General features: G+C 68.3%; 16 protein-coding genes and 1 pseudogene. 5 read left to right on the top strand and 12 right to left on the bottom strand.

The genetic code is table 11. The features are described from left to right. Nucleotides 1-3: 3 nt before the first annotated feature. The 4 genes from J7E96_RS34125 to J7E96_RS34110 all read right to left on the bottom strand — a co-directional run bounded on the left by J7E96_RS34125 (nucleotide 4) and on the right by J7E96_RS34110 (nucleotide 7,270). Nucleotides 4-3,414, bottom strand: coding sequence for a condensation domain-containing protein (locus tag J7E96_RS34125; RefSeq protein WP_215137326.1), 3,411 nt, complete (start codon nucleotides 3,412-3,414; stop codon nucleotides 4-6). A 192-nt stretch (nucleotides 3,415-3,606) separates the two neighbouring features. Continuing rightward, nucleotides 3,607-4,467 carry a 4'-phosphopantetheinyl transferase superfamily protein gene (locus tag J7E96_RS34120; protein ID WP_215137324.1) on the bottom strand — a complete coding sequence of 287 codons (861 nt, stop codon included), beginning with the start codon at nucleotides 4,465-4,467 and terminating at the stop codon, nucleotides 3,607-3,609. Nucleotides 4,468-4,490: 23 nt separating this feature from the next. Further along, nucleotides 4,491-6,290: an acyl-CoA dehydrogenase gene (locus tag J7E96_RS34115; protein WP_215137322.1), complete on the bottom strand. Its 1,800-nt coding sequence runs from the start codon at nucleotides 6,288-6,290 to the stop codon at nucleotides 4,491-4,493. A gap of 11 nt (nucleotides 6,291-6,301) precedes the next feature. Next, the gene (locus J7E96_RS34110; protein WP_215137320.1) at nucleotides 6,302-7,270 is read right to left on the bottom strand and encodes an aromatase/cyclase; all 969 of its coding nucleotides are present in this window, start codon (nucleotides 7,268-7,270) and stop codon (nucleotides 6,302-6,304) included. Between the two features lie 498 nt (nucleotides 7,271-7,768). Between J7E96_RS34110 and metK the strand changes: the two genes are divergently transcribed. The 4 genes and pseudogenes from metK (at nucleotide 7,769) to J7E96_RS38340 (ending at nucleotide 10,801) form a co-directional block, all read left to right on the top strand. Next, nucleotides 7,769-8,974, top strand: a complete 1,206-nt coding sequence (gene metK / locus J7E96_RS34105) for a methionine adenosyltransferase (protein ID WP_285439557.1) — start codon at nucleotides 7,769-7,771, stop codon at nucleotides 8,972-8,974. Nucleotide 8,975: 1 nt separating this feature from the next. Next, nucleotides 8,976-9,128 (top strand): annotated as a pseudogene (locus tag J7E96_RS37960) (carbohydrate kinase family protein); the annotation flags it as partial. A gap of 112 nt (nucleotides 9,129-9,240) precedes the next feature. After that, entirely contained in the window at nucleotides 9,241-10,659 is a 1,419-nt protein-coding gene (gene ahcY, locus J7E96_RS34100; protein ID WP_215137316.1) for an adenosylhomocysteinase, read from the top strand. A gap of 16 nt (nucleotides 10,660-10,675) precedes the next feature. Beyond that, nucleotides 10,676-10,801: a hypothetical protein gene (locus tag J7E96_RS38340; protein ID WP_285439556.1), complete on the top strand. Its 126-nt coding sequence runs from the start codon at nucleotides 10,676-10,678 to the stop codon at nucleotides 10,799-10,801. Nucleotides 10,802-10,812: 11 nt separating this feature from the next. Here J7E96_RS38340 and J7E96_RS34095 read toward each other — a convergent pair whose 3' ends face one another. The 8 genes from J7E96_RS34095 to J7E96_RS34060 form a co-directional block, all read right to left on the bottom strand. Continuing rightward, nucleotides 10,813-11,367 (bottom strand): transposase, encoded by a 555-nt coding sequence (locus J7E96_RS34095; RefSeq protein WP_308296268.1) that lies wholly within the window; start codon nucleotides 11,365-11,367, stop codon nucleotides 10,813-10,815. Continuing rightward, on the bottom strand, nucleotides 11,337-11,891 hold the full coding sequence (locus J7E96_RS34090) for a helix-turn-helix domain-containing protein (RefSeq protein ID WP_308296267.1): 555 nt from the start codon (nucleotides 11,889-11,891) through the stop codon (nucleotides 11,337-11,339). Before J7E96_RS34090 ends, J7E96_RS34095 begins: the two co-directional genes overlap by 31 nt. A 277-nt stretch (nucleotides 11,892-12,168) precedes the next feature. Further along, entirely contained in the window at nucleotides 12,169-12,432 is a 264-nt protein-coding gene (locus tag J7E96_RS34085; RefSeq protein WP_215137312.1) for an acyl carrier protein, read from the bottom strand. A 127-nt stretch (nucleotides 12,433-12,559) separates the two neighbouring features. After that, nucleotides 12,560-13,342 (bottom strand): thioesterase II family protein, encoded by a 783-nt coding sequence (locus J7E96_RS34080; RefSeq protein WP_215137310.1) that lies wholly within the window; start codon nucleotides 13,340-13,342, stop codon nucleotides 12,560-12,562. Between the two features lie 95 nt (nucleotides 13,343-13,437). After that, nucleotides 13,438-14,259 (bottom strand): AfsR/SARP family transcriptional regulator, encoded by an 822-nt coding sequence (locus J7E96_RS34075; protein WP_215137308.1) that lies wholly within the window; start codon nucleotides 14,257-14,259, stop codon nucleotides 13,438-13,440. 954 nt (nucleotides 14,260-15,213) lie between these two features. Further along, nucleotides 15,214-15,648: an integrase core domain-containing protein gene (locus J7E96_RS34070; protein ID WP_215137306.1), complete on the bottom strand. Its 435-nt coding sequence runs from the start codon at nucleotides 15,646-15,648 to the stop codon at nucleotides 15,214-15,216. A 489-nt stretch (nucleotides 15,649-16,137) separates the two neighbouring features. Beyond that, complete coding sequence (locus J7E96_RS34065; RefSeq protein WP_215137304.1) at nucleotides 16,138-16,965, bottom strand: AfsR/SARP family transcriptional regulator; 828 nt, start codon at nucleotides 16,963-16,965, stop codon at nucleotides 16,138-16,140. Nucleotides 16,966-17,066: 101 nt separating this feature from the next. After that, a complete protein-coding gene (locus J7E96_RS34060; protein WP_215137302.1) occupies nucleotides 17,067-18,272 on the bottom strand; it encodes a transposase in 1,206 nt (401 codons plus the stop codon). Between the two features lie 537 nt (nucleotides 18,273-18,809). Here J7E96_RS34060 and J7E96_RS38620 point away from each other — a divergent pair. Then, on the top strand, nucleotides 18,810-18,950 hold the full coding sequence (locus J7E96_RS38620; protein WP_308296266.1) for a hypothetical protein: 141 nt from the start codon (nucleotides 18,810-18,812) through the stop codon (nucleotides 18,948-18,950). Nucleotides 18,951-18,960 lie beyond the last annotated feature (10 nt).

Below are 18,960 nucleotides of genomic sequence, written 5' to 3'. Positions count from 1 at the left end.
TTCTCATCGACTCCCTCCGAGATCTGGTGCGTGGTCCGTAGGGTGACGACCGCCGTGGTCCGGTCGGGGCGCCGCCTCGTCCTGCCCCCTGACCGGTCGGGTGAGGGTGCGGGCCAGGCCGGCGGCATCTGCTGGCCCTGCGCCGTGTGTCACCACGAGCGGACAGGCCCGGTCGTCACCGGTGACGCGCCGGGCGATCTCATGCGCGAGATGACCACTGCCCGACCAGCCGGCCAGTACCAGGCGGCTGTCTGGGGCGAGTACGGTGCGCAAGGCGTGAGCCACCTGATCGGGCGCGTCGGTGGCGGAGCGCACGGCTAGCAGCTGTTCGGGTCCTGTGTGCTTCGGTAGAAGAGCGCTGTAGCAGGCGTGCGTGGCACCCGGCGGTGGGACAAGACACACGGTCCCGGCGTTGGGCCCCTCGCCCTCGCGCAGCTCGGTCAGCGCACCGTGGTCGGGCCTCGGTGCGGCCGCCATCTCCGGCACGTCGGCGTCGAGCAGCGTGTGCAGCACCTCGGTGATGGGCCTGGTCGTGTCGGCTCGATTGACGAACGCCTGGAGCAGTTGCCTGCTCTGCGCGAGGATCTTCGACGCCTCGGCGTCAGTAAGGCGGGTGCGGTCGTGGACCGCTTCCATCACCAGGCTGCCGAGGTGGTCGTAGCGAATGACCAGTGTGATCGGCAACGGGCTGGTGGCGCTGACACTTTGTGGCCACCCGATGCGAACGCCGTGGGCGGCGAGTTCTGCCCCGGAGTCGTCCGATGGGCGCTTGCGGAGATCGAAGACGAGTGCGCTACCGAAGAGCTCTTCGATAGACGCGCAATCATTCCATTGGCGTACCTGCTCTGCGGCGATCCACTCGTACGCGGCCATGTCGAACGCTTTGTCACGCAATGCGGCCAGTAGGTGGGGCACGGTGGATGCCGGATCAACGTCGACAGTCATCGGCAGGACGCTGCGCAGCGGCCCGGGCAAGCGCTCGACGCCTTCCAGGTGGATGCCGCGGCCGCTGACGGAGATCCCGAAGCTCACCGTTGTCGGACCGGTGGCGCCGGTGGCGCGGTGCAACAGCAGCGCCCAGGCGGCCTGCAGCGCTGTGCTCTCGGTTGCGCCATGGGACGCTGCCCAGTGAACGAGCCGTTCGGCGTCGGTCTGTGACAGCCGTCTCGATGTGCGTCCGAAACCGGTGAGCCGCGTGGGTGCCCCAGCGCGGGCCGGGTGCACTGCCGAACCAGGCCCAGGCGCCGCACGTCTCCAGAAATCGCGGGCCGGGAAAAGATCCTGTCCGGCGAGCCAGCGGGCGTAGTCGCGCAGGTCGGGACGGCGCTCGCCGCCGCCGAGGTAACCGTAGTGGAGGTAAGCGCGGTAGAAGTTGCGCAGTAGTCCGTAGATGCTCCAGTTGTCGACGAGCGCGTGATGGTAGGTAAGCAGGACCCGCGTCGTCGCCTCCGCGTCGCCGTCGCCCGGAGGCCCCCCGAGCAGGGTGACCCGCAGTGCTCCCGGCCGGTACAGGTCGATGCCACGGCGGCGGTCGTCTTCCAGCAGCCGGTTCCAGCTGACGTCGCTGTTCGCCAGTCGTACGACCTGGGGGGTGGCCCGGTCGTGCAGCACGATCCGGGACCGGTCACGGTGGTGGAAGGCGGCGCGCAGCAGTGTTTCACTGTCGAACACGGCTTGCCACGCAGCGGTGAACCGCTCAATGTTCAGCGGTCCGTGCCAGGTCCAGTGGAGTTGCTCAATGTGGTGCCCCGCACCGGGGCGAGCGAGGGACTGCGCAAGCATCTCCCGCTGGCCGGGGGTGGCAGCGAGGGCCGGCCCGGCGGAGGGTGCGGGTGTTTCCTCCGTCCCTGCGTCTGCCAACCACTCCAGCACGGAGCGCAGGTGGCCGCACAGGGCATCGACGGATGTTTCGTCAACACCGTCGTGGGGGTACCACGTAGCCCGGATGTGAAGCCTGCCGTGCTCGACGTGGCTGCGAACCTCGACCCCGTACACGGAAGCGCCGTCGGCTGGCTCGGGCAACCGAACGGGTTCGGGGCCGACAAGAGTGAAGCGGGTGGAACACGGAAGCAGTTCCGCCGGTGGGTGGTGGGTGAAGCAGACCGACGCTGCGGGCAGCCCGCCGGGCCGCGCCGGGACTGTGGCGGATGGCCATGCGGAGACGGCGCCGAACGGGCCGTCGTCAGGGGTGAGCGCGGGCACGACAGCGGCGAGATAGCGGTCGGGCGCCAGGCGCCGATTACTGTCGAGGCGTATCGGGCGTACGCAGGTGTACCCGCCCACAGCGCGAGCGTATCCCGGCAGGTCGGCGCGCCCGTCGGTGCGCACGTGGAAGGCCACGTCGTGGGTGTCGCGCCAGCGGGCAAGGGCCTGGCCGAACGCTCCTGCGAGTAGTTCGGCGGCGGCGAGCCCGTAGCGGGCCGGGAGGACTCCGGTGAGCGTCGTGGTCTTCTCCGCCGGCAGTACGAATTCGGTACGGCGTACCTCAGGGCCGTCGGCCCGAGGCGCGGACAGCGGAGCAGCGGCGGCCGGTCCGCCGGCATCGCCGCCTGCATGGGTGGCTTCGTCATCCTTGATGGTCATCGCGCGCAGCCGCTCGGTCCACTCCTCGAACCGGCCTGCGTCGCTCTCCAATTGGGGCGGTGTTCCGCCAGTGAGCGAGTCCAGCGCTGTGTCCAGGTCCTCCAACAGGACGCGCCAGGACACAGTGTCGGCGGCGAGGTCGTGGACGGCAAGGAACAGCAGGTCGCCGGCCGGGAGTGTGTCATCGTCGCACCGGGCGTGCAGGGCGCGCAGCACCCCGGTGTGCGGGTCGAGGCTGCGGCGGGTCGCGGCTACGGCCCGGTCGAACGCGGCGTGGTCCGTGAACGCCACTGTCCGCAGCGGGTCGTCCTCCCCGGTTCCGCGATCCTTTTCGGCAGTGAGCAGCATCGGGCCATCGGGCGTCGCGGTGAGGCGGGTGGACAGCATCGGGTGGGCGGCGACGACGGTGCGGAGTGCGAGGCGCAGGACGTTCTCATCGACGGGGTGTGGGAGCCGGAGTAGAACGCCGTGGTGCGCACGGGCCAGCGCGTCATGTGCGGCACGCAAGATGTCGTGCTGGCCGGGGCTGAGTGGCGAAGGGCCGGTCGGCCTGGTCAGAAGATCGGCGAGGAGCCCTGCGTGCAGGCCCTGTTCCGCGGGTCGCTCGTCGTGGTGGCTGGTGAGGCGCAGGGTGTGGTGCTCGGGGCCGTGTCGCTCCATGTGGACCCGCAGCACACCGTCGTCGTCGAGGTGGCCGGCGCCGATGGTGTCGATGTGCCAGCTGTGCAGGTCCCGATGGCGTGCGACGACGCGGGCGAGGGCCGTCTCCAGCGCGCCGACGTCGGGGGTGCCGTGGAGTTCCAGGACCGGGCCTGCAGCGACGACGGTCATTGACGCATGTGTGGAGCGGCTGCTGGCCATGGGCGCCCCCTTCTGTGTTGATGTGCGCGAGGTAAGCCGGACGTACCTCGTCGTGCTCCCGTTGTTGCAGACGTGCGCATCGGGCACGTTAGCCCTGTGTCCGCGCGAGTGCCCGTGCCTCCAGACATCCTGGAGCGGCCGGAGAGCGGGGCTGATGCGGTCCTACGGCGGTCGGGGCTCCTCGGACAGCAACTGCGACACCAGACTCATGGCTTTCTCGTCGCACATGTCGCGGTCGGCGGTCCCGGGTGCCGGGCCGGGGCTGGCGTTGTGGCAGGCCACGCTGATCAGATACCGGTCCAGGGCCTGGTACGTGCCGAACGCCCACGCACCGTCGGCGGCTGGGGTGCCGTCGGGCGCGAGCAGGCCCCTGTCATGGCCCGTCGGTATCTCTCCTTCGACGTCGGTGGGGAAGCCGAACTCGGTGAACTGCAAGCGGAGTCCCTGTCCCAGTGCCTTGGTGTAGGCCTCTTTCAGGGTCCACAGGCGCAGCATGGCGGCCGTCTGATGGGAGCCGTCAATGCCTTTCAGTGCGGCCTGTTCTCCGGGCGTACAGGCCCGGGCGCACATCACATCGAAGGACAGGATGCGCGACAGTGGTTCGGTGTCGACGCCGATCCTACCGGTGCGACTGATGCCTACCGCGATGAGTTCGCCTGTGTGCGTGAGACTCACATCGATCTGACGCAGGCCGCGCAGATGCGGACGCCCGCCGATCTTGTAGGCGAGATCCAGTTCTGCGGCCTCGGTGTCCAGTGCAGCCGCCGCCGTGTACTTGAGGGCGAGCCGCGCGGCGGCGAACCGGTAGCGCACCAGGGGATCGGTGGTGCGCCGGTAGCGCTCCCAGTCACGGCCCAGCATGAGGCGCAGCCGGGGTTCGGTGACGACTGCGGTCAGCCACTCCCCCCAGGTGGTGAACACGACCGCATTGCCGCGCTCTTCGAGGGCCTGGCGGACTTCGCGCCAGGGGCCGGCCGGTCCGCCCACGTGGACGGGCGACGTGATGCGCCGCGCTTGTGTCATCCGGGGGGCGTTTTCCTGGTGTGTCACAGCGCCAGCTCTATGCCGTCGAGGTCGAGGCCGCGCCCTGCCCGGTGGCGCCGCAGCAGTTCGTCGAGTACGTCGGTAACGCAGTCCTCCGGCACGTCCGGCACCGCGATGCCCAAGCGGCGGCCGAGCCGGGACAGGGCGAGCACGGCCCAGCCCGGGTCGGCAAGGAACGGCTGTTCGCCTTCCTGCCCCTCCCAGGTGCCCAGGACGGCCGCCGCTGTGACGACGAGCCCGTAACGATCGCTCAGCGCACCCGCCGCCGGGCCGGTCATGGCGGCGCTGAACCGCTCGGGCAGAACGCTGCACTGTTCGCGCAGCTCGTGAAGTTCGCTGAGGAATTCTTCGACAAGCCGCCCGAGCAGGCCGATCCGGCCGCCGGCGGACCGGGCACGTGCGAGCCGCTCGGCGGAGCCGGCCAGGTATGCGGCCAGGAAATCCGCGCCTCCCGCGAAGGCCAGCAGCTGGTGGTTCAGCGGAGGCAGGCAGGCATGGTCTCGGAACAGTCCGGGCGGTGGTTCCTCCTCCGAGAACCATGCGCGGGTCGCCAGAGTGCGTAGCTGGGGGACGATCACCGCCTGGCAGGCGGCGGCTCCGGCCCGCCCGAGACCGGCGGCCGGCAGGTCGCGCACCAGCTTGGCGAGCATGCCGTGGAGGAGATCGCCGCCCCGTCGGCCAGCTGATCCGAGGACGGCGGACAGCTCCTCCAGAGCGTCCTCAAGCAGGATCGGTATCACGTACGCGGCTGCCACGGTCGGGACGTGGGCCCGGTCAGGCAGCAGGCTCGCTGCTCGCAGGCACGCTGTCGCCATGGCATCGCAGGTGAGCAGGTCGGTGAAGACGCCGGCGAGTGGCCGGTGCCAACGGCGGGCCGGTGGGGCGGCGCGTCCGTCGGTAGCGTCGCGCACCGCGGAACGCAGCACCGGGTCGACGGCCGCTGTCACGGCCCCCGCGACCAGGCACCGGTTGACTTGGTTCGTGCGCAGGGCCAGGGTCGCACCTTCCCCGGGGTGGCCCACGAGCGCATCGTCGGGCACTGGGCATTCGGTGAATCGCAGTCCGGAGAAGACAGCGGCGCGCATCCCCGTGGACGGTGTCCGGGGCAGCCGGTGCATCCGGTCGGTGGGCAGCCGGGCGGGGTCGAGGAGCAGCACGGAGTGGTCGCGGGGCCCGGGGGCGGTGGCGGTGGCGGTGGCGGCGTGGACGACATAGGCATCCGCCCGTTCGGCGTCGATGATCAGGTCCTTGCGGCCGCTGAGGATCAGGCTTCCGGCGGCCGAACGACGCACGGTGAACTCGTCGCGCAGCACTCCGCCGGCCAGCGCAAGTCCGGGGTGTACGACGGTGGCCCGCCCTCCGCCCAGCAACAGTGCGGCGGTGGAGCGCCGCTGTGTATCGGTACCGGCCGCCCATACCGCGGAGGCGGCGAACGATGACGTGACGCCGCATCCGAAGCCGAGGGCCACGTCACGCCGGAACACGGGACGCAGCACCCGCAACAGCAGGTCGGCGCGGGTCAGCGCGCCGCCGTACCGGGCGGGGACGAACTCGGTGCCCAGCCCTGCCTCGACGAGCAGTTGTTCGGTGTCCGCCGGTGGACGTCGGTTTCTGTCGGCGGCGACAAACGCGGCGAAGCCGTGCTCGTTGAGCGGGTCGTGCGGATCACCGAGCAGCCCGTCGAGGAGGGCGGCACGCTTGAGTGCGGCAGTTCGGGCGCCCGAGCCGGCGGGCCGGGGTTGGTCGGCGTGCCGTCGACGGACGGCCTGGGTTCCTGGAAGGGTGTCCGCAGTGATCGTCATGGCTGCTCCGGTCAGGGCCTCGGGGTGAGCATACGGACGGCGCTTTCGGCATGCCGCTTGGCCAGCTGGAGGATCGTGGTGCTGTCGTGGCCGAGCGACTGGCGCACGTACTGGCGAGCGGCGGCCAGATCGGTACCGTTGCCCAGCACCTTTGCGACTTCCTGCTCGCGCAGCACGACTTGGTGGTGCGCGGTGACCTTCACACCGTTCTCGTCGGGCTCGACGGACCATTCTCCGGCGTGCGCGACTATCAGCGCGGGGGTTTCGGTCAGCTTGTAGACGATCCGGCCTCCGTGGGGGAAGCAGACGCGTACGGACCTGGTCGTGTGCTCGGAGCCGTCGCTCGTGACCGTGTCCATGCTGATCATCTGGACCCCGGGCACATCCTCCACGAGGTGCAGCCGTGTCAGGTTCGGAAGTCGTTCGGGCCAGTCCTCCGCCCTGTACAGGAAGTCGTAGACGAGTTCGGCCGGCCCGTTGATGCGTATGGCGTCCTCAATGGTGAGAACGAGTTCGTCGAGAACGGTCCAGCGTTCGGCCAGGTGTTTTACGTTCGCCAGCTGAACGCGAACGTTGGTGCCGCAGGCTCGCTCCACCGAGGTGACGTCGTCGGTATGGTCGTCGTCCACCGAGAAGTGGTGCAGCAGGGTAAGGCGTGAGATTCCTCCGGGGAGCTGGACAATGCTCCAGGTGCCGAACATGCTCTTCACTGGCGGTGCGGTCGTCTCCTGGCGGAATTCGATCCGTCGCGCGCCAGGGTCAAGTCGGCGTCGCGTCACCCACGACTTGACCTCGCCGTTGGCGAGCGCCCACATGCGCAGGCGCTGCTCGGCCCCCTCCAGGTCCAGCGGCTCCACGTGCACGGTCGGGGCAAAGAACAGCGGCCAGCGCACCGCATCCGCGATGAGTCCGTAGACGACTCCAGCGGGTGCGGCTACTTCGACCTGATGTGATGTGCGGTGCAAGGCCGTGTCGGGCATCGGTGTTCCCCCTTTCTCTGGCACGCGTGATGACCGTGGGGCGTGTTGCTTGCGAGGCGGTGGATTGACGGTCGAACCCAGGTCGCCGCCGATCCGAGGAGCGGGGAGCGATCGGCAATGCCCCGCGGGGGGGTCCTGCTGCTGGTGATGGCTGCGCGCAGCGGCCCCAGGTGCGGTTCGGCAATGAGCCTCGAGGGGTCTTTGAGTACTTGACGACCCGTTGCCGACCCTTTGTCAGGGCGGGCCCGAGGACTCGGGAGACGCGGAGACGGACCAGCGGAGGCCCCATGGCGAGGCTGTCCCGGTGATCGGGTCTGGCAGCCGTGGCGGCATCCAGGGTTGGAGGCTGGTCGAGCTTGCCTCCACCGGATCTCGGCTCGTGTGCCGTCGAATCGTCACCGCGTCCTTTCCCCCGGACGTCGGGTCGATCCCCTTCTCGGCGGCATGGACATCCACCGCACAATTTCTGCCAAATTGGTCCAACCGGAGGAATTCGTCATGAGGTTTCTGTTCACCTCGGAGTCCGTGACCGAGGGCCACCCCGACAAGATCGCTGACCAGATCAGCGACACGATCCTCGACGCGCTCCTGCGGGAGGACCCGGCTTCCCGGGTCGCCGTGGAGACCTTGATCACCACCGGCCTGGTGCACGTCGCCGGCGAGGTGACGACGCAGGCCTACGCCGACATCCCCACCCTCGTACGCAACAAGATCCTCGAGATCGGGTACGACTCCTCGAAGAAGGGCTTCGACGGCGCGTCCTGCGGCGTCTCGGTCTCGATCGGCGCCCAGTCGCCGGACATCGCGCAGGGCGTCGACACGGCGTACGAGAAGCGTGTCGAGGGCGACGAGGACGAGCTCGACAAGCAGGGCGCGGGCGACCAGGGCCTGATGTTCGGATACGCCTGCGACGAGACGCCCGAGCTCATGCCGCTGCCGATCCACCTGGCGCACCGGCTCTCGCGCCGCCTGTCCGAGGTCCGCAAGAACGGGACCATCCCGTACCTGCGCCCCGACGGCAAGACCCAGGTCACCATCGAGTACGACGGCGACAAGGCCGTCCGCCTCGACACGGTCGTCGTCTCCTCGCAGCACGCCTCGGACATCGACCTCGACTCGCTGCTCGCTCCCGACATCCGCGAGTTCGTCGTCGAGCACGTCCTGAGCGGTCTGCTCGAGGACGGCATCAAGCTGGACACCGAGGGCTACCGCCTGCTGGTCAACCCGACCGGGCGCTTCGAGATCGGCGGCCCGATGGGCGACGCCGGCCTCACCGGCCGCAAGATCATCATCGACACGTACGGCGGCATGGCCCGCCACGGCGGCGGCGCCTTCTCCGGCAAGGACCCGTCCAAGGTCGACCGCTCGGCCGCGTACGCGATGCGCTGGGTCGCCAAGAACGTCGTCGCCGCGGGCCTCGCCGCGCGCTGCGAGGTCCAGGTCGCCTACGCGATCGGCAAGGCCGAGCCGGTGGGCCTGTTCGTCGAGACCTTCGGCACCGCCACGGTCGCCACCGAGAAGATCGAGAACGCCATCGCCGAGGTCTTCGACCTCCGCCCGGCCGCGATCATCCGCGACCTCGACCTGCTGCGCCCGATCTACGCCCAGACCGCGGCGTACGGCCACTTCGGCCGCGAGCTCCCCGACTTCACCTGGGAGCGCACCGACCGCGTGGACGCGCTGCGCAAGGCCGCGGGGGTGTGAGATGCGGATCGCAGTCACCGGCTCCATCGCCACCGATCATCTGACCGCGTTTCCCGGCCGCTTCAGCGAGCAGCTTCTGCCGGACCGGCTCGACAGCGTCTCGTTGTCCTTCCTGACGGACGATCTCCAGGTGCGCCGGGGCGGGGTCGGGGCGATAGCTGTCCGAGGAGTTCCAGCTCCACCCGGAGCAGTCCACGGACGCGATCCTCATTCACCACCCCGAGGCGAAGTATTTCAACACACGCTGACACGTCAGGAGCCGCATCATGCCCGTCTCGTCCCCCACTGAGTTCAAGGTCGCCGACCTCTCGCTCGCCGCCTTCGGCCGCAAGGAGATCACTCTCGCCGAGCACGAGATGCCCGGCCTGATGTCGATCCGCAAGGAGTACGCCGCCGCCCAGCCCCTGGCCGGCGCCCGCATCACCGGCTCCCTGCACATGACCGTGCAGACGGCCGTCCTCATCGAGACGCTGGTCGCCCTGGGCGCCGACGTCCGCTGGGCGTCCTGCAACATCTTCTCCACCCAGGACCACGCCGCGGCGGCCATCGCGGTCGGCCCGAACGGCACCCCCGACGCCCCCGCCGGCGTCCCGGTCTTCGCCTGGAAGGGCGAGACCCTGGAGGAGTACTGGTGGTGCACGGAGCAGGCCCTCACCTGGCCGAACACGCCCACCGGCGGCCCGAACATGATCCTCGACGACGGTGGTGACGCCACCCTCCTCGTCCACAAGGGCGTCGAGTTCGAGAAGGCCGGCGCAGCCCCGGACCCGTCCACCGCGGACAGCGAGGAGTACGCCCACATCCTCACGCTCCTGGGCCGCACCCTCGGTGAGAGCCCGCAGAAGTGGACGCAGCTCGCCTCCGAGATCCGCGGCGTCACCGAGGAGACCACCACCGGCGTCCACCGCCTGTACGAGATGCACCGCGACGGCACCCTCCTCTTCCCGGCGATCAACGTGAACGACGCCGTCACCAAGTCGAAGTTCGACAACAAGTACGGCTGCCGCCACTCCCTGATCGACGGCATCAACCGCGCCACCGACGTCCTGATCGGCGGCAAGGGCTGCGCCGAGTCCCTGCGCGGCCAGGGCGCCCGCGTGATCATCACGGAGATCGACCCGATCTGCGCACTGCAGGCGGCGATGGACGGCTACCAGGTGGCAACGCTCGACGACGTCGTATCCACGGCCGACATCTTCATCACCACGACCGGCAACAAGGACATCATCATGGCCGCGGACATGGCCAAGATGAAGCACCAGGCGATCGTCGGCAACATCGGTCACTTCGACAACGAGATCGACATGGCCGGCCTCGCCGCCCTCCCCGGCATCGTCAAGGACGAGGTCAAGCCGCAGGTCCACACCTGGAAGTTCCCCGACGGCAAGGTCATCATCGTCCTGTCCGAGGGCCGCCTGCTGAACCTGGGCAACGCCACCGGCCACCCCTCGTTCGTGATGTCCAACTCCTTCGCGGACCAGACCCTGGCCCAGATCGAGCTGTTCACCAAGCCCGAGGAGTACCCGACCGACGTCTACGTGCTGCCCAAGCACCTCGACGAGAAGGTCGCCCGCCTCCACCTCGACGCCCTCGGCGTCAAGCTCACGACCCTGCGCCCCGAGCAGGCCGCCTACATCGGCGTCCAGGTCGAGGGCCCGTACAAGTCCGACCACTACCGCTACTGAGCCTGCTGGAGGAACCATGTTCAACGACGGGCAGGAGACCGACCGCCACGCACTCGACACCACCATCACGCCGCCACTCCCCGGCCTCGCCGGGGAGGACGACGATCCCAGCGAATCCCATATCGTGCGCGGCATCGACTAGTGCTGGATTCCTCAAAGGATGTACAGATACCGGCGGCGTAAGCGCCTGGTGGGTGGTGCAGGTCTGCCCCATATCCAGGGCCGGGCCCGGGCGTTGAGCTGGGATGTTGCCAGGCGGGTGGCTTGTTCGATCTCGGGTGGCCCGGCGAATGACTGTCCTGCGAGGGCGGCCTTGCGGAAGATGCGCCACCAGCCTTCCTGGAGGTTGAGCCAGCAGGCGCCGACGGGGATGATGACGTGCCGGATCCTAGGGTGATCCTCCAGCCAGGTGCGGGTGGACAGGCTGTTGTGCGAGGACAGGTTGTCGGTGACGACGTAGATGTCCCCAGTGGGATTGGCCGCCTCGATCTTCTGAAGAAACTGCTGGTAGAAGGCACTGTTGCGGGAGGATGCGGTCATGGTGACCTGCTGTCCGTCCCGCACGCGTAAGGCGCCGTAGACCCAGGTCTTCTCCGGCCCGCGACCGTAGTCGACCTCGGACTTGATGCGGTGACCGTCCGGCGACCAGCCCGGCGCCGGCGGGAACGTGCGTGGGATCACCGGTCCGAGCTCGTCGGCGCAGACCACCGTCGCGCCATCGGGCGGGCAGGTGTAGAGCTCGATGATCCTCGTCCTTTTCCCTCGAAGTCCGCGTCCTTCGAGCGGGTCCAGGACCGGGTGCGGCGCCGGCGCACTCCCTCGGCCAGCAGGATCCGGCGGACCTGACTGCGACCGATCTCGATACCCAGCCGCCTGGCCTCGGCGGCCAGTGCGTCGAGGGTCCACTCCGGCGGCCCGGAGTCATCCGCCGCGGCCAGCTCCCCGTCGGCCTGCACAGTCAGCCGACCTGGAGGCGACTGTTTGACCAGGCCGATGATCCTTGAGCGTTCCGCCTCGGTGATCCGCCGCTTGCGGCCCTGTCCGCCCAGGTCCTCCAGCCCGTCCAGGCCCACACGGTTGAAGCGGTGCAGCCAGCGGCGGACCGTCTTGGCGCTGCACCTCAACTCATCCGCGATGGCCGGGACACGCTGTCCGGACCAGCTCAAGTCGACCATCCGTGCCCGCAACACCAGATCACGCGGCGCCTTGCGCGCTCGCGACAGTCGACGCACGATCCGTTCCTCATTCTCGTCACGGCTCAGCCGTGCCCGTAACACCACCGCCCAGCACCCGCCCCCGAGCACCCGAATCACCCCGCCACCAGGACATATACCCAGAGAAAGAGGAATCCAGCACTAGACCAACACCCCGCAATCATCCACGGCCTCCCTGCATAACCAAACACTCCTGCCGGGATAGCACGCTTTTTAGTTGCGCCTGCTCAACGTGCCAGGGCGGGCCCGACGGGCCCGCCCCTAAGATGCAGATATCCCTGACGGATACCAGAAATCAGGCCGCGGCACGCGAGGCCAGCACCCGGTTGACGGTCTTGAGGTACTGCCTCGGGGTCTGGGCCTCGTCCAGCGCCTCCTCGTCGAGCGCAACGCCAGAATCGCGCTCGATGGTCCCGGTGACCTGAAGGAGCGCCAGGGAGTCGTAGCCGAGCTCGGCGAACGCAATGTCAAGCACGTCACCGTCCAGGTTGTGGGTTTCACTGTCGCCCGCGCTGCTACGCAGGAGGGCGATCAGAGTGGTGATGTCGAGCTGCTGCATGATGATGCCTCTCTTTTCTCGTGCTGAGCACGTTCGGGGTGAATCGGTCGGTTGAGGGATCGACAGGGGAAGCCCCGCAAAGCGTTTGCGGGCCGTGCCGACATCCCGCCGACCCGGTCGGCGCGCCTCAACGTTGCGCTCCTGAAGTCAGGACCGATTCGCGCGTGGTCCTGGCCCCCAGCCGCTGTATGACGCGACAGGCGCGGCCCATGAGGCGGGGCAATGCGCTGCCCCGTACGAAGAAGTGGTCGCCGGTTACGGTGCGGGTCACTACCGGCCCGGCGCTCCACCGACGCCAGCCGCCAATAACCGCGGGCGACACCAGCGGGTCGCGGTCCCCGGAGACCGCGAGCAGTGGCACCGCCAGTGGTCCATGTGCGGCCGCCGCACTGCGGGCGGCCATGCGCAGCGCGCTTGCCAGGCGCAGATCGTCGCGGAGCACGGGCATCGCCGCTCGGCGCCAGTACCTCTCGGTCTCTGCACCAGCGGGCACTGCACCCAGGGCGCGGAGCAGCTCCACCAGGTCCTCGTCGAAGCTCTCGCAGGCGTCGGAGAGCTCGCTGGCCTCGTCAGGTGGCGGGCAGGCGCCTACGGCGATGAGCGCGGGAAGCGGCAGTCCCTCTTCCTGAAGGGCCCGGGCGAGGGTGTGGACCACCATCGCGCCAAGGCTGTGCCCGTACATAACGTACGGCTGCCCCGGCTCGACGCGAAGGCGGTCCAGCAGTTCCGCGACCAGTGCATCGCGGTCCGTGAGGCGCGGCTCGCGGCGCCGGCCCTCGCGGCCTGGAAGAAGCACGGGCACTGGTTCGACGCCCGGACCGGTGCTGCGCGCCCAGCCCTGGAAGGCGGAGACTCCTGCCCCCGCGTGGGCGAAGCAGTACAGCCGCACCGGTGGTTCTGTGTCCGACATCTCTGCCCCTCCTTGGCCCCTTGGCGATGCGCGGGCCCCATCAGGCTCGCCGACGGTCCTAGAGGCGGGCTCGAAGCCCTCAACAGGCCGACGAGTCAGGCGGCGTAGAGGTCGAAGGTCGAGCCGCGTCGGGGCGCGGCGGACACGTCGAGGGCGGGATCCACAGCGAGCATCGCCTGATGCAGGCGTTGCAGCTGCGGCGATGGTTCGACGCCCAACTCCTCGATCAGCCTCATTCGCAGTCTCCGGTAGACATCGAGAGCCGCTGCCTGCCGCCCTGACCGGTACAGCGCCACCATGGCCTGCGAGTGCAGACCTTCGTGCTGCGGGTGGCGTGCTGTCAGATCCCTGAGTTCAGCGAGGAGCTCGGTATGCCGCCGTAAGCGGAGATCTGCGTCGATGCGTCGCTCCACAGTGACAAGCTTGCTCTCCTCGAGGCGGAGCACCTCGATGGCCAGCACGGGTCCCACGCGTACGTCGACCAGGGCGGGGCCCTGCCACAATTCCAGCGCCTGGCGCAGTGTGTGCGCGGCGCGCTCATCGTCGCCGGCTTCGTAGGCTGCACGGCCCGCTGACACCCGCCGCTCGTACTCGTGCACGTCCGCGCTGTCCGTCGGGATCTGCAACACGTAACCGCCGTGCCGGGTGGCGAGCACCTCCTTGGCGGTGTACGGGGAATCGGGCCCCATGGCGGTGCCGAGCCTGCGCCGCAGCTGCAGTATGTAGGTCTGCAGCGTCGTAAGCGCGCTGACCGGCGGGTCGGCGCCCCAGATCTCCTCCATCAGCGTCGGAACGGGCATCACCCGCCCCGGGTGCAGCGCGAGAAGTGACAAGATCTGACGTGGCTTTCCCGCTGTCGGGACAACGGAGACACCATTGATGTCAGCGTTCAATGGGCCCAGAACCTGGATCCTCATGACTGTTCCCCCAAGACTCGTCGAGAGCTTCTGATTCCTTCTCCGAAGCGGTGTGTACGAACTCCCTTGTCCGTAGACATACGTACGACTTCAGGAACCGTAGCTGGCTGGAAACGGGTGCCTCGGATTTCTTGAGCCTTTGTCAAGCGCGTCTCCGCTCTTCCGCTTGCCGTTGTATTGCGGACTTCCCCCCTCCGGTACGCACCGGCCTGACGGCAGTGCGGAAAGGCCGGCCGGGAAGTGTGGGAGTAGGGATAACGCAGCAGTTCATGGGGGTACTCGAGAGGGAGCGATCAGGATGCGTGTAGGCGCCTCAGCGCTGGCTCAGCAGGTGTTTGTGGACTGGCAGCGCGTAAGAGATCGTCGGCGGGTCGTGACGTGGCTCGAATCGGCGATGTGGTGAGGCCGTGGGCAGGAAAAGATCAACTCAGAGAGTGGGATGAAGAAGACATACCTGCGTTAGTTGCAATGTACGACGCTCCAGAGATCACCCGCTGGACCCCTGCGCCCTCGGCGTTTGACGTGGGCGCTGCTCGTGAGTACCTCAAGAGCTCGCGAAGCTCGGGCTGAAGGCCGTCGGACTGGCCATCACGACTGACGGTGTGGAGCCGCAGGTCGAGGTGCTGCTTTTCCAGGACGAACTGGCACGCGCAACGTGCACGACTATGGCAGGGCGCGTGTGTCCGGAGAGACGTCGGCAGGCGACTCGAGTGGCAGCGGTCTGCTGGCACGCCGCACCTGGGTGATGCGCCGGCCTACGCCGGTCTACCCCTGGGCGGCCTGGAGGGTGGGCCGACGGTACTGCCGGGAGTATGCGTTTTCGACGCCGACGAGGCGGACAGCCGCCCCGCCCACCACAAGGCCGGCACAAGATCCGCGCAGGCTGACAAGAGAAGCCAAGGGGCCAGCACACTGAGCTTGGTCCGCTTTGACGGACACCATTTGGTGTGGTGGTCAGGCTGCGAGTGCGGTCTCGTAGTCGGCGGGACTGCGGTAGCCGAGGCTGCTGTGCAGGCGATGCAAGTTGTACCAGCTCTCGAGGAAGTCGAAGATCGCGGTGCGGGTGGCGGCCCGGCTGGGCCAGGCGGAGGTGCCGAGCAACTCCCGCTTGATGGTGGCGAAGAACGACTCGGCGAGCGCATTGTCCCAGCACTGCCTGGTGCAACCGACCGATAGCCGAACCCCGAACTCATCGGCCAGGGAGGCGAATCGCTGACCGGTGTACTGGCAGCCGCGATCCGAATGGAAGATCACCGGACAGGAGGGCCGGCGCTGCCGACAGGCGGCTTTGAGGGCGCCGGCGACCAGCTCGGTTCGAGGTGGTCGGCAGTCGCCCAGCCGATCACGCGGCGGGAGGCGATGTCGATGACGGTGGCCGGGTAGAGCCATCCCTTTCGGTCAGGACGTAGGTGACGTCGCCGCACCAGCGGGTGTTGCTCGCCGCGGGATCGGGATCGAAATCCCGCTGGACAAGGTCGGGTCGGGCGGCGGCCCGCGGGTCGACGAGTGTGGTCAGATGGCGTCGCCTGCGATGCCGGCCCTGAATACCGGCTGTCCGCATTAGCCTGACAGCCCTGCGGCGACCGCAGTGGGCACTGAGCGCATGCGAGTTGCGGAGACAGTGAAGCTCACCACCGTGCAAGCCCTGATTACGGTGGCTCTCCTCCTCTTCTCACCCGTGCGGCTGATAGCGGGGCACCGATCCGCCGTCGGTACCTCCGCTACATCTACCGGGACGGGGCACCTTTGATCGTGGACAAGAAGAGCGGCCAGGTCTGTGCTCACTACTTCGTGACCACCAGCAGCCTTCTTAAGCTGCTCTGCTGGCCCCACAGAATCACTCGCCAGTCGCTTGCCGCACAGAGATTACAGCCAAGCTCAGGTTCCCTGGGCAAGGCGGGAGGCAGGCTCGGTAGCTCTCGAGGCCTTCTCTGTGTCGGACAGCAGGATCGAGCGCTGCAGCTGGCGCAGAGCCGCCGAGGGTTCCAGTCCCAACTCGCGTACGAGCGTGCCACGCAGCTTCCGATAGACATCCAAAGCTTCGCTTCGGCGGCCCGAGCGCTGCAGGGCGATCATGAACTGTCCGCACAGGTTCTCGTGGGTGCGGTACCGGCTGACCAGGACAGTGAGCTCTGCAAGCAGTTCCCGATGCCGCCCCAGCCGCAGATCCGCCTCGATGCGCTGGTCGAGGGCGCAGAGCCGGCTCTCTTCCAGACGCTTGGCCTCCATCTCCAACTGCGCACCTCCCCGCACGTCGGCGAAGGGCGCCCCGCTCCACAGAGCAAGGGCCTCACGCAACAGCCGCGCCCCGCCCGAGTGGTCGCCGTCGTCCATGGCCCGGTAAGCGAGACCCGCGAGTCGCTCGAACTCCCGCACGTCACTGGTGCCGCCCCTGGTGTTCAGGAGGTAGCCGCCCGGGCAGGTCACGAGGATGTCCTTGGCGGACACGGGCTCTTCGTCAGGTGTCTGTGCCGGCAGCGCGGCCGTGATGAGCTCGCGGAGCTGGAGCACGTACGTTTGAAGAGTGGTGCGGGCACTGCGCGGCGGCCGATCGGCCCAGAGTTCCTCTATCAGCGCGGAGACGGGCACAACCTGGTCGGCGTGAACCGCCAGCAAGGCGAGTACCTGTCGTGGCTTCGGCGCGGTGGGCGTGATGGAGACTCCGTTCTCCCTCACGGCCAGCGCCCCCAGTGCTTGGATGTCCACGCCGTTTCCCCCTGTTTGTTTTCGTCAGCCTGTCGGACCCGCCACGGGGACGGGTTTGCTGATCTGAACGATGGAAAGACCGTGCCGCCGAGGTGTGCCCGTCACGCGGCGGCGATGAGACGTTCTCCTGTCATGGCGGTGTGCGGACCGAACCGGCTGTAGGAGTAGGCGGCGGGCACCAGCGTCATGTGATGACGCCAGCCCGGGTACGAGCGGCCCTCGAAGTCGAGCAGGCCGAATCCTTCCTTCATCTCGCGCACTGTCTCCCCCGCGCGCGGCAGCAGCTGAACCAGTGCGAGTACCGACTCCATCCGTGTGTGCGTGAGGCTGGTCAGCCAGGTCCGGGCCAGGCCCCCGCCGTCGGGCAGAGTCGCGAAGAGTCGGTAGGCGCGGTGGATCTGAGCATCGGCAGACCCGTGCTCCGACAGCCCCACGACACTGGACATGACTGTCATGAGACGACGGCCGACGCCGCCCCGCGGGGCCACCGTCTCCATCTGGGGCAGCGTCCCCGAGGTTGACTCGAAGAGGCTGCGTGCCGTCATGGATTGGCCGTTTCTGGTGCTGGACTGGGGACGAGCAGACCGCAGGTGCCGACTGGCCGTGATCTGGAGATCTTCGGGAACGGACACGACGAAGTCCCGTCCGCGCTGGGCCAGTCCGCGCACCAGGGCACCGGCGCTGTGCCTGATGGCCGACCCCAGGTGGCAGACGACCGGCAGCGCCGCCGTACGGGGGCTGCCGGCCGAGGAGTCGACCAGGTCGAGTATGTGCTGGTCCACCGAGCGGGAGCCGACTCCGGCGGGGATACGGGTGCGCTGCCGACGCCGGGGGGCCGTCGCCCACGCACCAGGCAGCAGCAGGCGCCAGCCGACCGGCACGGCTGACGCGCACGAGGTGAGGAAGGCGCCGATCCCTAGCTGACAAGTGACCGACCGTCCGGTGGAAGAAAGGAATCGGCGGTGCACTCCGCACGAGTGCTCGCCCCGCTTGCGCAGGATCGCCTGATCGATCACCACCGCCTGCGGAGTCCCCTGCTGTTCGCCCCATCTGCTCAGCTCGTCACGGACCGGGTGCCAGTCCCAGGGACTAGCGTTGACGAACTGGTGCAGGGACTGGGATGCCGCGGGCGAGTCCGAGACCGTCGCGGCGAGGCGGCGGACCGACTTCTTACCCGGTGTGGTGAGCAGACCCTGCACGTACGCATGGGCCCAGCGCCGCTGATCGGCCCCGGGCAGGCACGCGAAGACCCTCTCCGCGAAGGCCGACACCGACGTACCTGAGTGCGTCAAGGACTGTCCGCCCATGGCACGCTGCCTCCCCCTGGTCAGCTTGTGGCTCCCTGCCACGTCAAAAGAATAGCGAATGTCCTCTTTTTTTGTCACTCCCGGGAGTCGACGTGTGCACTTCGCCAAGTCGTCTTTCGCTGTCCTGCGCTGCCAGGCGGCGCCACCGGTTCCTGGGATGCTCGCGAGCTGGCCTGGATGGCGCCGCTTGTGGGTCACTTGTGCTGATGGAGGAGCTTCAACTTCTTCGGCAAGTCCGGCTTGCCGGGGACAGGAAGGGGCACTCATCCTGGACTGCTGACTGGTTGTCAACGCGTTGCGGGTCAACCGACCGTGCACCCCACGGTCGGGGTGTCTAGGGCCTTCTCGTACGCCCCCGGTGGCCGAGAGCCCACTCAGGAGACCTGTGGTGAAGCAGGAGAGGGCCATGCGTACGCGCGACGCCCTGGTCAAAGCGGCTGCCTTAGAGTTCGACCGCGCCGGTTATGACGGCACGTCACTGGGCCGCATCAGCAAGGCTGCCGGCGTGTCCACAGGTGATCCCTTCCACCGCTGCGCATGGTCGTCGACCTCACCCTTGAGCTCGCCCGGCTGATGGAGCAGGAGCCGTCGGTCCGCTCCGCCACCCGCCTGAGCCGGGAACGGCCCGGCACGGACTCCTGGGCGCAGGTGTGGATGCCGACCGTTCGCACGGCTTGATCAGGCATAT

The sequence above is a fragment of the Streptomyces sp. ISL-96 genome (genome assembly GCF_018614035.1).
Classification (GTDB): domain Bacteria; phylum Actinomycetota; class Actinomycetes; order Streptomycetales; family Streptomycetaceae; genus Streptomyces.
The sequence above is the reverse complement of the archived record's forward strand: the minus strand, read 5'-3'. Positions and strand labels throughout refer to the sequence as shown.

Bases quoted from the DNA above. Each gene is read 5' to 3' on its own strand.
- J7E96_RS34125 (WP_215137326.1), bottom strand. From the start codon at position 3,414: ATGACCGTCGTCGCTGCAGGCCCGGTCCTGGAACTCCACGGCACCCCC.
- metK (WP_285439557.1), top strand. From the start codon at position 7,769: ATGAGGTTTCTGTTCACCTCGGAGTCCGTGACCGAGGGCCACCCCGAC.
- J7E96_RS34120 (WP_215137324.1), bottom strand. From the start codon at position 4,467: ATGACACAAGCGCGGCGCATCACGTCGCCCGTCCACGTGGGCGGACCG.
- ahcY (WP_215137316.1), top strand. From the start codon at position 9,241: ATGCCCGTCTCGTCCCCCACTGAGTTCAAGGTCGCCGACCTCTCGCTC.
- J7E96_RS34085 (WP_215137312.1), bottom strand. From the start codon at position 12,432: ATGCAGCAGCTCGACATCACCACTCTGATCGCCCTCCTGCGTAGCAGC.
- J7E96_RS38340 (WP_285439556.1), top strand. From the start codon at position 10,676: ATGTTCAACGACGGGCAGGAGACCGACCGCCACGCACTCGACACCACC.
- J7E96_RS34060 (WP_215137302.1), bottom strand. From the start codon at position 18,272: ATGGGCGGACAGTCCTTGACGCACTCAGGTACGTCGGTGTCGGCCTTC.
- J7E96_RS34070 (WP_215137306.1), bottom strand. From the start codon at position 15,648: ATGGCTCTACCCGGCCACCGTCATCGACATCGCCTCCCGCCGCGTGAT.
- J7E96_RS34075 (WP_215137308.1), bottom strand. From the start codon at position 14,259: ATGAGGATCCAGGTTCTGGGCCCATTGAACGCTGACATCAATGGTGTC.
- J7E96_RS34110 (WP_215137320.1), bottom strand. From the start codon at position 7,270: ATGCCCGACACGGCCTTGCACCGCACATCACATCAGGTCGAAGTAGCC.
- J7E96_RS34080 (WP_215137310.1), bottom strand. From the start codon at position 13,342: ATGTCGGACACAGAACCACCGGTGCGGCTGTACTGCTTCGCCCACGCG.
- J7E96_RS38620 (WP_308296266.1), top strand. From the start codon at position 18,810: ATGGTCGTCGACCTCACCCTTGAGCTCGCCCGGCTGATGGAGCAGGAG.
- J7E96_RS34115 (WP_215137322.1), bottom strand. From the start codon at position 6,290: ATGACGATCACTGCGGACACCCTTCCAGGAACCCAGGCCGTCCGTCGA.